11 protein-coding genes and 2 pseudogenes are annotated in these 14188 nt (G+C 57.6%); 7 read left to right on the forward strand and 6 right to left on the reverse strand.

All coding sequences use genetic code 11. From position 1 onward, the window contains the following. Positions 1 to 487: 487 nt before the first annotated feature. The 5 genes and pseudogenes from OZ411_RS09090 to OZ411_RS09110 all read right to left on the reverse strand — a co-directional run. Complete coding sequence (locus tag OZ411_RS09090; protein ID WP_245476272.1) at positions 488 to 1615, reverse strand: hypothetical protein; 1128 nt, start codon at positions 1613 to 1615, stop codon at positions 488 to 490. After that, positions 1578 to 2447, reverse strand: coding sequence for a glucose-1-phosphate thymidylyltransferase RfbA (gene rfbA, locus OZ411_RS09095; RefSeq protein WP_130579470.1), 870 nt, complete (start codon positions 2445 to 2447; stop codon positions 1578 to 1580). The genes OZ411_RS09090 and rfbA overlap by 38 nt, the downstream gene beginning before the upstream one ends. 513 nt (positions 2448 to 2960) lie before the next feature. Continuing rightward, positions 2961 to 4007, reverse strand: coding sequence for a dTDP-glucose 4,6-dehydratase (gene rfbB, locus OZ411_RS09100; RefSeq protein ID WP_282527665.1), 1047 nt, complete (start codon positions 4005 to 4007; stop codon positions 2961 to 2963). Further along, positions 4008 to 4598: a dTDP-4-dehydrorhamnose 3,5-epimerase gene (gene rfbC, locus OZ411_RS09105; protein ID WP_282527666.1), complete on the reverse strand. Its 591-nt coding sequence runs from the start codon at positions 4596 to 4598 to the stop codon at positions 4008 to 4010. It lies immediately after the preceding gene. 223 nt (positions 4599 to 4821) lie between these two features. Next, a pseudogene (locus OZ411_RS09110) lies at positions 4822 to 5424 on the reverse strand (integrase core domain-containing protein); the annotation flags it as partial. Between the two features lie 95 nt (positions 5425 to 5519). Between OZ411_RS09110 and OZ411_RS09115 the strand changes: the two are divergent. Beyond that, positions 5520 to 5881: pseudogene (locus OZ411_RS09115) on the forward strand (transposase); the annotation flags it as partial. A gap of 267 nt (positions 5882 to 6148) precedes the next feature. Here the strand turns inward: OZ411_RS09115 and OZ411_RS09120 are convergent. Next, positions 6149 to 7084, reverse strand: coding sequence for a glycosyltransferase family 2 protein (locus tag OZ411_RS09120; protein ID WP_130579474.1), 936 nt, complete (start codon positions 7082 to 7084; stop codon positions 6149 to 6151). 953 nt (positions 7085 to 8037) lie between these two features. On the opposite strand from OZ411_RS09120, the gene OZ411_RS09125 reads away from it, so the two are divergent. From OZ411_RS09125 to OZ411_RS09150, 6 genes are all read left to right on the forward strand, one after another. Next, positions 8038 to 9267 (forward strand): hypothetical protein, encoded by a 1230-nt coding sequence (locus OZ411_RS09125; protein ID WP_282527667.1) that lies wholly within the window; start codon positions 8038 to 8040, stop codon positions 9265 to 9267. Positions 9268 to 9333: 66 nt separating this feature from the next. Next, positions 9334 to 10512, forward strand: coding sequence for a glycosyltransferase (locus OZ411_RS09130; RefSeq protein ID WP_282527668.1), 1179 nt, complete (start codon positions 9334 to 9336; stop codon positions 10510 to 10512). A gap of 118 nt (positions 10513 to 10630) precedes the next feature. Continuing rightward, positions 10631 to 11077 (forward strand): hypothetical protein, encoded by a 447-nt coding sequence (locus tag OZ411_RS09135; protein WP_130579477.1) that lies wholly within the window; start codon positions 10631 to 10633, stop codon positions 11075 to 11077. Beyond that, positions 11074 to 12195 carry a DegT/DnrJ/EryC1/StrS family aminotransferase gene (locus OZ411_RS09140; protein ID WP_282527669.1) on the forward strand — a complete coding sequence of 374 codons (1122 nt, stop codon included), beginning with the start codon at positions 11074 to 11076 and terminating at the stop codon, positions 12193 to 12195. Before OZ411_RS09135 ends, OZ411_RS09140 begins: the two co-directional genes overlap by 4 nt. After that, entirely contained in the window at positions 12192 to 12965 is a 774-nt protein-coding gene (locus OZ411_RS09145) for a class I SAM-dependent methyltransferase (RefSeq protein WP_282527670.1), read from the forward strand. The genes OZ411_RS09140 and OZ411_RS09145 overlap by 4 nt, the downstream gene beginning before the upstream one ends. After that, on the forward strand, positions 12962 to 14179 hold the full coding sequence (locus tag OZ411_RS09150) for a glycosyltransferase (RefSeq protein WP_282527671.1): 1218 nt from the start codon (positions 12962 to 12964) through the stop codon (positions 14177 to 14179). The genes OZ411_RS09145 and OZ411_RS09150 overlap by 4 nt, the downstream gene beginning before the upstream one ends. Positions 14180 to 14188 lie beyond the last annotated feature (9 nt).

Below are 14188 nucleotides of genomic sequence, written 5' to 3' on the forward strand. Positions count from 1 at the left end.
CGTCACCGCAACATCAAGATCGCACCCAATGATGCCGCGCACGGGCGCCGACGCGGTTAGGCGTTGCCCTGAATACCCGGACGGGTCAGGCGGCGTATCGCCACGGTGAACATTCTCGGGAACGTGCATTTGCTTCTCACTGGGAACTTTGGAATCGGCTCAGACATAGGCGAAAAGCGGCTGTAGCGCAGCGCGCCCCCGTTCGCCCTCCGTTCGCCCCCTTCGGCGGCCTATTTACCAACCAATGCAGTGCAGCACAATCTAACCCCAGTCTACCGCGGGCAATTCTGCCCCCGAAACAGCTCCGCAATAAGGGTTAATGGTCCGACGGCGAATAAACGTCGCGGACAGTCAAACCGACGAATAAGGTTCCGGGGAGCGGGTTGCGGCAGAACATGCTCCATATAGCGTTCCCACCCTCCCAATCGGGTTCAAGCCGTGGGCATCGCTAACGGAGCGCGGGCGGCCGTCTCAACGGTCCGCAAGCCTACCTGGATTCATCGCCCCAGGTCATCGTCGCGAAGGCGCGCTGCTCGGCGGCGTTCATATCGTCAAACGCTCGGGTCTGGTTGTCCCTGACGAGTAGGTTATGCTGGCTGCCAAGGCGAAACGTGCCGCTTTTGGCCCATCTGTCCATCTCGTAAATGCATCCATCGCCACCCACCACGACAACCTTCAGACCGCGTTGGAGCATGCGTTGAGTCAGGGAGTCCGGGCCGCTCTCGAACAGATATGAGTCGTTCTTGGTGTCGATCGAACCTGGCAGCGCATCGAGAAAAATCTGCCGCTCGATCATAAATGCATTCGACCTGATGTGTGGATTGGGAAACGCCGGAATCTCATTCAGGCGTGCCAACCTGCCACCAGGAGCAATTTCGCCCGCCCAGTACGCTTCGAACTGGTCGTCAAGCGCGTGGTCGCGATCCGGATTGGTCGTGCGCGCCGCGAAATAGGAAACCACCCTGACGACCAGCTTGATGGCAAGCCGCTTCGGCAAGCGCGTCCTGATCACCTGGAACAACCAGTTGAAGCTGGCAAGCTTGGGAAACCCCCGATTCTGAAGCTGCCATACTCCCTTTCGGACGCGCTTCATGGTGCTAAGGGGGCTCTCGTAGGAACCGGTGGCACCGGCGATTCCAACCGTAGGATCAGCGAACGCCGAATGAAGTTTACGAAGCCAGTTATCCGATGCGATTTCGGAGAACGTGTTGAAAAAGACCACGTGCTTGTGCGGCAATTGCCTCGCCGCCTTCGCATAGGCGTTGATGTCGAAGCCGTCATCTGACACGGAGACGGCGTGCGAGAATGCGCGTTGCAGGATTTTGTCTTGCGCGACTTTTCCGTCCGGAAATCCTTTCCGTATGACCACACGGTCATGCGCGATCCCGGGCGGATGCCGCTCCCAGGATTCAACGAAATTCGCGACCGGCTTTACGCCTTCCGCGTAGCGCGCCAGATAAACGACCGCCAGATCGCTGGAAAATGCGGAAGGGGATCCTGGCATGTCGTTGTCCTTGGCTGCTGGATCTCCGGGATCATGGTAGACTACGTTGTTGCTATGATCGGCGAGCCTACGTTTACGTTTTCTTTGCAAGGTCGCTAACGTAGCGTGCATAGGCGCTCTTTCCCAGCGCGGCGCCCAAACGTTCCAACTGATCGCGATCAATATAACCCTGGCTAAAGGCCACCTCTTCCGGACAGGCAATCCGAAAACCCTGCCGTCGCTCAAGCGTGCCGACAAAATTGGCAGCTTCCAAAAGGCTATCTGACGTTCCAGTGTCCAGCCAGGCAAAGCCGCGTCCCATTCGTTCGACTGCCAGCTCCCCCCGGGCGAGGTACGCGCGGTTCACGTCGGTGATTTCCAGTTCCCCGCGCGGCGACGGCCTGATATTGGCAGCAATATCGACGACGCGGTTGTCGTAGAAATAGAGTCCAGTCACTGCGAAGTTCGACTTAGGCTGCAGTGGCTTTTCCTCGATCGAAGTGGCGTTTCCCTGTGCGTCAAATGCGACCACGCCATAGCGCTCGGGGTCGGTGACATGATAGGCGAAAACCGTCGCGCCTGTGGTTCGCGACACGGCATTGGCGAGCAGCGCCGGCAAACCATGCCCAAAGAAAATATTGTCACCGAGGATAAGCGACGAGGGACCGCCTTGCACAAATTGTGCGCCGATGATGAACGCTTGCGCCAAACCTTCGGGGCGAGGCTGAACGGCGTATGACAGAGACAGTCCCCAACGATTGCCGTCTCCCAGCAGAGCCTGAAACAGCGGCAAATCGTGCGGCGTCGAAATGATCAGGATCTCCCGGATGCCGGCAAGCATCAACGTGGTCAGCGGATAGTAGATCATCGGCTTGTCGTAAACCGGCAATAATTGCTTGGAAGTGACCAATGTCATCGGATAGAGGCGGGTCCCACTACCACCGGCAAGGATAATGCCTTTCATATGCGGCCCCAATTCAACGCGGACTAAGTCGATCCAAGCGATTCGCCAACGAACTTTTCATCGGCTGGATACGTATATCAAAAACGGCTTCCAGCCTCGCCCTCGACAGCCGCGAATTCGCCAGCCTCCTGACTGGCGCGGGATAGTCGGAACTGGTGATCGGGTCAACCGGAACAGAGCGCCCGCCGCGCTCGGCGCTAGGCCGAATAATCTCGCACGCAAATGCATACCAAGTCAGCGTATACCGTCCGGCAAAGCGCTAACCCCTGCAAAATCTGAAAGCCGGCCTGAGTTCACAAGCTGGCTGTGCCATATCGACGATAGCACTCGCGATATCGGGCGCATAGGTCGGACATCCGATCTGATCGTCGACCACGCGGGACCGATCGCCTTCACCTGCTAAGCGAAGCATGGTACGCACGAAGTTGCTGCCAAAAGGACAGCCTAGCCGCTTCACGCAGAGACCTTGCCACCTGGCCCTGGGCCCCAATTACGTACACCCGCATTATTGCCTTACGCCTTTACGAGACCAAGACGCTCACCGCTATAAACCTTGTCACGCAAGGGCTTCCACCAGTCGGCGTTATCGAGATACCAACGGACGGTTTTTTCAATACCGGTCTCAAAGGTCTCCCGTGCGCGCCATCCCAATTCGCTTTCCAGTTTGCTTGCATCGATCGCGTAACGCCGATCGTGGCCCGGTCGATCAGTGACAAAGGATACGAGGTCGTGGTGCGAATGATTGATCGGCCGGAAATTATCCATCCAAGAACAAATCTGACGAACCACATCGATGTTCTTCCGCTCGTTGCGGCCGCCGATATTGTAGGTTTCGCCAGGACGGCCCTTGACGAGGATTAGCCCGAGCGCGCGCGCATGGTCTTCCACGTGAAGCCAATCGCGCACGTTGGAGCCATCACCGTAGACTGGTAAGGGCATGCGATCGAGGGCGTTGAGAATGATGAGAGGAATCAGCTTCTCCGGGAAGTGATACGGGCCGTAGTTGTTCGAGCAATTCGATACGATAACTGGCAAGCCATAGGTCCGCTGCCACGCCTTTGCGAGATGATCGGAGGCGGCCTTCGTGGCTGAATAGGGAGAACTCGGATCGTACGGTGTTGTTTCGGTAAACAATCCGTCGTCGCCAAGAGAGCCATAGACCTCATCAGTCGAGACATGGATAAAACGGAAATCAGCTGCCTTGCGCGACGATGCGAGATAGCGGCGCGCGGCCTCGAGAAGCGTAAATGTGCCCATGACATTTGTTGTCACAAACACGTCCGATCCGGAAATCGAACGATCAACGTGGCTCTCGGCAGCCAGATGAACCACGGCATCGGGTTGATATTTGGCAAAGATCGCATCGATCGCGGCGACGTCGCAAATGTCGTGCCTTTCAAAAACATACCCATCACGAGATGCAACCGGCGCGAGCGATGCAAGATTTCCAGCGTAGGTCAGTTTATCGACGATAACAACTTCATGTTCCAGATCTGCGATGAAATGACGGCTAACAGCCGATCCAATGAAGCCAGCCCCACCCGTCACGAGTACGCGCATTTATAGATTTCCTACTGACCAAAGTGAAAGGCTGGAGGCGCATCTTGCGAGGCCCGGATGCTTTCGATCCTTGTCTGACAGAGTGATGTCAGCGTGTGCGAGCCGCCAATCTATGCCCAGCGCCGGATCATCCCACGCAAGGCCACTGTCGCACTCCGGCGTGTAATAGTCCGTGACCTTATAGATAACTTCGCAATTTTCCTCGAGCGTGACGTAACCATGGGCAAAGCCCGGCGGGACCCATAATTGGCGCCAGTTTTCTGCAGATAGTTCAACCCCGACATGGCACCCATAGGTCAGCGAACCGACCCTGATATCAACGCCGACGTCGTAGATCGCCCCGCGCTCGCACCTTATAAGTTTACCCTGGGCATGTGGAGCCAACTGAAAATGTAACCCCCGCAGCACTCCTTTCTGCGCGGAGTAAACATGGTTATCCTGAACGAACGCTACTTCCAGCCCGTGAGCCGCAAAGCTATCCGCGCGAAAGGTTTCGGAGAAGAATCCACGCTGATCGCCATGTTTCTTCGGCGACACCAGCAACAACTCGGGGATCTTCAATCGCTCAAATTGCATAAGGCGTGCCGCCATTTTAGAATATGTAATCGGCCGCCTTTACAACCTTACTCAGGACCTGAGGTCAATCCGATATTTTATGCTCGTTACATCCAGGGGACGTGTTCGATAGCAAGGGCGCCAGCCAGCTGTTGTCGACCTGACGGGCTTAAGATTTCTGCATCTCATTGATATCTAAGCTTTTATGCCTTTTGAGCTGAGCCCCGCCTTTCGTCCAGCTATGGCAAGAATCGTTGCTTCATTTTGAGCCCTGTTGGCTCGGTGGTGCAACGGGACGGGGCCCTCCGGTGTAGCGCAGCGTCCCGTCCGTCCCTTTGCATGGCGGGGCGCTGATCTTGGCGTGAGCCGCAGGCGTGAGATTGCCGAGGCCACTGTGTGGTCTGATCGTATTGTAGTCATCCTTCCAAGGCGAGAGGGCCTCGCGGGCATGACCAAGTGAGCTGAACAGCGTCTCGTTGAGCAACTCGTCGCAGCTGTCCATTGAAGCTCTCCACGAAAGCGTTCTGCTGCGGCTTGCCAGGCGCGATGTGGTGCCACTCGACGTGCCAGTCCTGTGATCAGCGCAGGATCACCATGCCGGTCAGCTCGCTGCCGTTGGCGGCGACAATCAGAGTGGGTCGGCCGCGAACTGTGATGACGGTATCGAGTTCGCGCACAACCCGCAGAGCAGGCAGCGAGGTATCGGCGACCAACGCCAGACACTCTCGCGCGAAGTCGTCGACGATTGCCAGGATGAGGAAGCGACGGCCGTCAGTTATCGCATAGGGTAGGAAGTCCAGGCTCCAACGTTGATTAGCAACCTGCGGGATCGCCACCGGGGACCGTGTTCCAGCGCCCGTTTGCACCTGCGGGTAAGCGGAAAGCTGTCGTCCATCGGCGGCTGCATGTTCTGCTCAAGCGGGAGGGCTATCTGATCAACCACAAGAAGCTCTTCCGGCTCTCCTGACATGGGCCGATCACAGCCGCGTCGAATGGCATCTACATCGCGCCGGGCAAAACCTATGCAGAGTGCCTTCATAGAGAGCTTCAATGGGCGCTTGAGGGACGAACTCCTGAACGAGACGTTGTTCACGTCACTGGCCCAGGTTCGCATTGCCGCCGGATTCTGGCGGGCGCGATTACAACGACACACGACCACACTCGCAACTCGGATATCGAACCCGGTCCGAGTTCGCCTTGACCTGCCACTCGCGCCGGATCTGGCGCCGCGCTATGCTAAGGGCGCCACGCCAGCTCCCGTCGCTACCACCGCCCATCCGAGCAAACCCAACGCCCGGGACGAACTCAGGCCTGAATAAACTTGGGGGCAAGGTCAAGTCCATCACCTCGGAGAGGAGCTGGACGTGAATCTGAGGCTGCAATCAACTTCGACTCTGCTCTTCTCTGGATGCAAGAAGGAGCTCAGGTCAGGCTGGCAATAATGGTACTGGCTTCGCACACCGCCGACATTTGCCGGCGGTGCTGCACCAAGACCATCTGGATGGACCGAGCGCACGTTACGAAGGCCCGCGAGATCGAAGTCGTTCTGCAAACCTACTCCGCGGCAACGCGGTCGCTTAGATAGACTATATCAACCCGAAGATGGCTCCGAGGAACACTCCAATGGTCTCCCGCGCGTTCTGGCGATAGATTCCGGATCGGTGCAGCAGGTAAATGCGGCGCGGCAGCGCGCTCCGCCGTGCGAGCGCGAAACGGTCCAGGGTGGTCAAAGCGGGCTGAGAAAGCTGGCTCCGCATCCTGTCCAGGGCTTCCAAGTTTACATCATTCCAGCTCTTCATCCGGCGATTTGCAAAAGCCATGGCCCTTACAAGACGCTGCCGTGGCCCCCTGTTTGACCCAATTAGATTGCGTTCATGCTGCCGGTACTTGAGGCTCGGAACGGGGTCATAGAAGGCTTTCCCGCCGGCCCCGGTCACGATCTGGTAGGTCCACCAATCGTGAGCAATCAAGTTCACATCGTGTGGAGTTTGAGCCAGCAGATGCATGGCCGCTCGGTTCATAACCATAGTATTGCCGCCCCCCATGTTCTGCACGAGCGCATTTTGGAAGCTCGGCGGGCGTCGAAATAGAGGCGATAGCCCCACCGGCGTTCCATCCTCTTCGATCAGGGCCGTCCGGCTAAAGTAAAGACGCGGCACTTCCGATGGCCCATTGACCGCCAACCATTTCGCGGCTCTCTCTAATTTTTCGGGCAACCAAATATCGTCCTGATCACTAAAGGCAAAGAGATCGCCGTCCGATTGCTGCGCCCATCTCAGGAGAGACAGGAAGTTTTGCCAGAAACCCCGACGAGGCCCCTCGATAAGACTAACCTTCTGAGGTACGGCACATCCGAACCGCCGAACTACATCGATCGTCTCGTCGGTCGAACCATCATCCGAAACCACGAGCTCCCAGTTTCGGTGTGATTGCGCAACGAAGGATTCTAGCTGCTCAGTGATGTGCTCTGCTCCGTTGAATGCTGCGAGCAGGATGACAATTTTCTGGTCCCTAGCGAGCATGTTGCGTCCAACGCTTCCCATGGCCAACCGCACAACCCGACATGTGCTCGTCTCCAAGGTTCTTGAGGCAGGTTATTGCTGTTCTCGGCACACTCCCCATGCTCCTACAAGCAACTTCCGGGCTTGACGAGGAGAGTTTGAGGATCATTTTCGAATCGGCGACGTCGCTCGCGGTTTATTGCTTTTCATCCACATTGTTGGCCTGCCGCATATCGCTGGTCTTGCCCGCCTCGGCCACTAGCTTGAACACCGCCCCTCCAACCTTTCCTATTTTTTCAGGTCAAGCGACTTCCCATTTGCGATCGCTATCATTCCGGCTTACGCGCTTGTCGGAATCAGCTTCACTTTCGCACACCTACGATCGGATATTTTGTAGGCTTCCACCTGAAGACAGCGGTATCGAGTATCTCTGGCTCAATTGCTTCACAGACCTGAACTACGACCCCTTCTGTCGGGAGAGTCGGCCTTCGCATCTCACAGTTTGCCCCGTTGAGATTGCTCCTTTCCCTACTCAGATCACATGGCACAGACAATTTTGAAAGTTACCCCCTACAGGCGGGCGAGTTCGGAGACGATTGTATGCCTACTCACATGGTTTCTCCATCTGGAACGACGGCGATCGAGGTGGCCGTGCGCGTATACTCTAGAACCAAAGCTCCGCCTGATTGCACTGGTATTTGCTCCGACCTACCGGTACAGTTCTTCAGTATCCATCGGCTCACATCAGAATACTTGAGCACACCTAGAAGCTTACTCCATCTTCTGCCGTGTTAGCGAAGCTGATAGGATGCAAGAACGACACTAGTTCGACTGCTAGCCACTCGCAACCGATTGCTTTCAAGCTCATGCTCCATGGTCAGACCAGAATCAGCAAAGTTCATTTGGTGCTCACTCATAAGTGCGCTTTCTATGGTTTGTTTGTCCTATTGTGCGCTCAAATCGCAATTCAATGCTTGAATCTCGTTGCTATCGCAAAGGTCAAGTCGATTGTCCCGTTACTTGATCCGGCCAAATTAGATCCCGCCGCCTTTCATATACGGTATGATGCGAACAACTTGCTGACCGCAATTCTTTGCGTAGGGATTCTGGCACCCTTCGCGATTCTTTTTTGCCTGGCGCGTATCAGCTTTGGCTACGTCATCGCATTCTACCTTTACATGATGGCGCTCGGGTACATGTGGCTGAATTCTTTTTCAGACCTAAACTATGACCACATACTGTACGGGGCCTCTGTTGCGGCCTCCACATTTGCGTTTGTTCTTCCTGCCTTATTCATTTCGTCGCCCATCAAACAGACGTTTGTGCTCTCAAAGCGGGGTAGCGACACGGCATTAACTTTCATACTCCTGGTCGCCGCAGTCACAGTGGCGGCTGGCGCCTACTACAACTTCAGGCTAGTGAGCGTTTTATCAATTTATGACTTCCGAAACGATCTCAATTTTCCCAGCCCACTAAGGTATCTACTTTCGATCAACTCGACCGTCCTTCTACCATTCGCGTTCGCGGCTTTTCTCGAGCGCAGGAACCGTTGGGGCGCGACAGCTGCTCTATTGCTCTTGCTTCTTCTTTATCCTATCACTCTGGCAAAGGTGGCCTTGTTCGCGCCATTTTGGCTTATCTTCATGGCGCTGTTGGCCTCGCTCCTCGAAGCCAGAACATCTATAGTCCTTTCGTTGCTTCTGCCGACGCTCTCCGGAATCCTCCTTGTGATGTTCGGAGCCACGTCCTACTTTCTGCTTGTGAACTTTCGAATGATTGCGATACCGTCCACGGCCTTGGACTTCTACAGCCACTATTTTTCAACCCACGGCTTTACCCACTTCTGCCAGATTTGGATCATCAAACCTTTTGTGTCATGCGCGTATCAAGAGCCGCTGTCCGTGCTGATGCAGCAAACCTATCACCTTGGTTTCTTCAATGCCTCGTTGTTTGCTACTGAAGGCATTGCGTCGGCGGGCCCCTATCTTGCTCCAGTTGCCATTTTCCTGTGCGGATTGATCATTGCTCTGGGGAGCCGGCTGTCTGCGGGATTCCCGCCGCGCTTTATTCTCACCTCAAGCGCGATCGTGGCTCAGGTCCTGCTCAACGTCCCGCTGTCGACTGTCTTGCTAACGCATGGTCTGGCGATCCTGTATCTGCTTTGGTACATTACGCCGCACAACCTTCATTCCGTCAGCGAATAGTGCTGAGGAGAAACTCGATTCCGCGCGACCGGCTCGACGCGTCGTGTCCCGCGCATCCAGCAAATCATGCGTATCCTGATACTCAATGCGGACTACCCGAGCTTCCTGGCCTGGCTCTATCGCCGCGAGGCTGGCCTTGCGAATGCGTCCTACGCCGGCCAAATGAGCGCGCGCAACCGGAGCCTGTTCGGTGTCGCCGACTTCTACTCGAGGAATTTCGCCGCGCTGAGCCACTCCGCAGCGGAGATCCACGTCAATAACCCCTGGCTGCAGGCAGCCTGGGCGCGGGAGCATGGCATGGCCGTGGCAGTCTCCGAGCCGGCCATGGGCGCCAGCAACAGGCTTCCTGCTTGGCTGCTGCAGGCGGTCGCGCCGTTCAAGCCGATGTTGAGGCCGTTCGCTCGCAAGATTGGACTCAGCCCAAAGCTCGACGCGCAGGCGGAAAAAATCCTGCTCGCCCAGATCGAGGATTTCAGGCCGGATCTGGTGCTGAACCAGGACACGTTTCACATCGATACCCCGCTGATGCGTCGCATCAAGGGAATTGGCAAGCCTAAACTGGTCGGCCAGATCGGGATTTCGCCGACCCGTGGCGAGGACTGGCGGGTTTATGACCTGTTGATCTCCCAACTGGTCGCCACGGTCGAGTTTTTCCGAGGCCAGGGCGTCCGCGCCGAGGTCAGCCATCTCGCCTTCGAGCCCGCCATCCTCGATGCGTTACCTCCGGTGCCGGCGCAGGATGTCGACGTCTCCTTCGTCGGCACCGTCTCAGCCGATCATCAGCAACGGATCGCACTATTGGAGGCGGTTGCCGCGCGCTACGACCTCAAACTGTTCGGCAATATCGCGCCAGGCCTCCCCGCCTCCTCTCCCCTGCATCGCTGTTTTCAAGGCGAAGCCTGGGGCACTGAGATGTATCAGGCGCTACGGCGCTCGCGCATCACGCTGAACTCCCACATCGACATGGCCGGCCAGGAGGCCGGAAATGTGCGGCTGTTCGAAGCGACCGGCGTCGGCACGTTTCTGCTCACCGACCTCAAGGAGAATCTGCACACGCTGTTCGACCCGGGCCGCGAAGTCGTGGCGTGGCGCTCGATCGACGACTGCATTGAAAAGATCGAGCGATATCTCGCCGACGATGCGGCACGAAAGGAGATCGCTGCTGCCGGTCAGCGCCGCACGCTGACGGCGCACAATTACCGCGAACGAACCCGCGGAATCCTGGCAGCCGTCGAAAATTCGTGACCCCTCCGCCGCGACAGGATGGACGGAATATTTCCTTGACGCCGGGGGGCAAAGCAGCCACATTGCCCTCAAAATAGCCGCTTTGCGGTTGATTTTACTCACCTTTTTCGGCCGGCCGATGGATAGCGTCGAACACTGTCGCTTTAACGATCAGCTTTACGCGATCATTGTTCGCGCCTCCTTTCGGGAACCGGGGATCACATTTTTCTCCACGCCTGAATTGTCGCAGCAGCTTGCCTATATGAGCCACCCCAAGGGCAAGAGCATTGCTCCGCATCGGCACAACAAGGTGACGCGCGAGGTTCACTACACCCAGGAAGTGCTGGTGATCCAGAAAGGCAAGCTGCAGGTCGACTTCTACACCGAGAGCGAAGAATATCTGGAGAGCCGCGTGCTCTCGGCCGGAGACATCATTCTTCTTTGCAGCGGCGCCCATGGATTCGAAGTGCTGGAACCGCTTGAGATGATTGAAATCAAGCAGGGTCCCTACGCGGGCGAAGGCGACAAGACGCGCTTCCCCGAGGCGCCGGCTGTGGTGAAGCGGATCAAGGGTCCGATTGCGTGACGCAGGATTTCGTTCCAGTCAACACGCCGCTCCTGAACGGAAACGAAGCTGAATATCTGGCCGAGTGCGTTCGCACCGGATGGATATCTTCGGAAGGTCCATTCATTCCGCGGTTTGAGGCGGCGATGGCGCAGATCGCGGGACGCCGTCACGGCGTCGCCGTCACCAACGGATCCGTTGCGCTCGATATTGCCGTCCACACACTCTCGCTCGAGCCGGGCAGCGAAGTCATCATCCCGACGTTTACGATCATCAGTTGCGCATCCGCGGTGATCCGCGCCGGACTTGTTCCCGTCGTGGTCGACTGTGATCCGAACACCTGGAATATGACTTCGGACGCAGTGGAAGCGGCGATCACGCCAAGAACCCGCGCGATCATGGTGGTGCATATCTATGGCCTGCCGGTCGATCTCGACCCGATCCTTGAGCTTGCGCGCAAGCATGACCTTCGCGTGATCGAGGACGCCGCCGAGATGCACGGCCAGACTTATCGCGGCCAGCCCTGCGGCAGTTTTGGAGACGTGAGCACGTTCAGCTTCTATCCGAATAAGCACGTCACGACAGGCGAAGGGGGGATGATCCTGACCGATGACGCGCAACTCGCCGACCGGCTGCGCAGTCTCCGCAATCTCTGCTTCAAGCCCGAGCAGCGCTTTGTCCATGACGAGCTTGGATGGAACGCGCGCATGACCAACCTGCAGGCCGCTCTCGGCGTCGCCCAGACCGAGCGGCTAGGCGAGATGATCGACATCAAGCGCCGGACCGGCCGACGCTATGACGAGCTTCTGGAAGGGGTCGATCTGATCCAGCGCCCTATCCCCCGTACCAACTACGCTGACAACATCTATTGGGTGTATGGCGTCGTCCTGAAAGACGCGGTCGAGTTCGACGCCAAGGAAGCGATGCGCCGGCTCGCCGGCAAGGGCATCGGCACCCGTCCCTTCTTTTGGTGCATGCATGAACAGCCCGTCCTGCGCAGAGCCGGCCTGTTCGCGAGCGACTCGCATCCTCACGCGGAACGGATCGCGCGCCGCGGCTTCTATCTTCCGAGCGGCCTTGGATTGACGGACGACCAGATGGTGCGATCCGCACAGGCGCTGAAGGAGATCCTTGCTTGAGCGCCTTCGAACGCTACGCGCCGTGGTATGACCTGCTCTATCAGGACAAGGATTATGCCGCGGAAGCATCCTTTGTGGACGTGCAACTCCGTCGTCATGGCGCTACGCCCGGTACGTTGCTCGATCTCGGTTGCGGCACCGGCGTGCACGCCCATGAGTTCGCGCGCATGGGATGGACAGTCACCGGTGTCGACATCAGCGCAGACATGATCCGCCGGGCCGAGGCGCGTACGGGAGGCGGTTCGGAACACGTTCGATTCCGGCAGGGGGACGTCTGCGAATCCGGCCCGGAGCGGGATTTCGACGCCGCGGTCGCCCTGTTCCATGTGGCGAGCTACCAGACCAGCCGGGGAAGACTTCAGAACATGCTGGCGAGTGCAGCCATCGCACTCAAGCCGGGCGGTATTCTCCTGTTCGACTATTGGTATGGCGGCGCCGTACTCGCGCAAAGCGTTGAAACCCGCGTCAAGGTCGTTGAACGCGCGCCGCTGCGCATCACCCGGATCGCCCAGTCCAACCATAATGAGGCCAGCGCGACCGTTCAGGTCAACTACACGCTGTTCTGCGAGGACATTGCGCAATCGACGATCCATCGGATCGACGAAGCACACTACCTCCGCTACTGGTTTCCGTTCGAGGTCGAGGCGCTTCTCGGCGCGACCGGTTTCGAGCCAATCGGTCACTATGCGTGGCTGTCGACGACCAGCCCGCCGAACTCGCGAGACTGGGCGGCTTATTCCATCGCCAGGAAAAAGACGGTTCAACCGTGAAGCAGTTTCACGTTGGCGTCGTGCTGGAGTTGCCACTCGAGGTCGGCGGCGGCTTCCAGCAAGGGCTTAGCGATATCGCATGGCTCCGCGGCTGGGCGAAGACAGTCGATATTGACGTGACCGTCTTCACCACCCAGCCCAACAACATCGCCATCCTGTCCGAACTCGGCATCGAGGCCACGCTGTTGCGGATTGGTTGGTTCGACCGGCTGTTCCTGTTCCTGAAATATTGCGGGTGGTTCGACCTCCTGCAGTACGCGTTGCACTTATGCCCGCCCTTTGAGAAGCGGCTGATCCGGGAGCATGTCGATATCGTCTATTTCCTGACGACATCGAACTGGCAACTCGTGCTCTACAAGCTGCCTTTCATCATCACGATATTCGACGGTTGCCATCGCGATTCGCCGGAATTCGACGAGGCGCGTGAATTCGCCGAGTTCGAACGTCGCGAAATCGTCTTTCGCAGCGCCAGCACCAAGGCGGCTTTGGTCGTCGCCAACGCCAAAGAGGTGATTGATGCGCTGTGCCGTCGCTACGCGATGGAACAGGATCGCGCGGTTTGTATCCCGTTTTCGCCATCGCCCTATGTGGCACGCTCGATTTCGGCTGGCGAGCAAACGGACGCGGACGCCGCGATCCTGCGAAAGTACGGCCTAGAGCCCGGTTATCTCTTCTACCCCGCCCAGTTCTGGTCTCATAAGAATCACGCAACCATCCTGCTGGCGATGAGTTTGCTGCAAAAGCACGGGATACAGACAACGCTGGTGCTATGCGGATCGGATCGCGGTTCGCGTAACGCAATCGAAGCCTTAGCCGCGCAACTCGGCCTTGGCGACCGCGTGCGTATCCTCGGCTTTGTTCCCTCTATCGAACTCGCCCCGCTCTATCGCAACGCAGCAGCACTGGTGATGGCAAGCTACTTCGGTCCTACCAATCTGCCGCCGCTCGAAGCCTGGTCGGTTGGCACGCCCGTGATCTATCCCGAAGACTTCGAGGCGCAAGCCGGCGATGCCGCCATTCTGTTCGATTACGACAATCCCGCTTCGCTGGCAGAAGCCATCGTCAAGGCCAGCCTACCCGAGGAACGTGCCCGGCTCGCCACCGCGGGCAAAGAGAGGCTCGAATATTTTGCGCGCCAGATCGACGACGGACATCGCGAGTTCGCGCAACACCTTCTGAGACTTCGATACCGCCGCTACCCTCGGATCTATTGAGGACCGCAC

It is taken from the genome of Bradyrhizobium sp. Arg237L (assembly GCF_029990105.1).
In the GTDB taxonomy this organism is placed as follows: domain Bacteria; phylum Pseudomonadota; class Alphaproteobacteria; order Rhizobiales; family Xanthobacteraceae; genus Bradyrhizobium.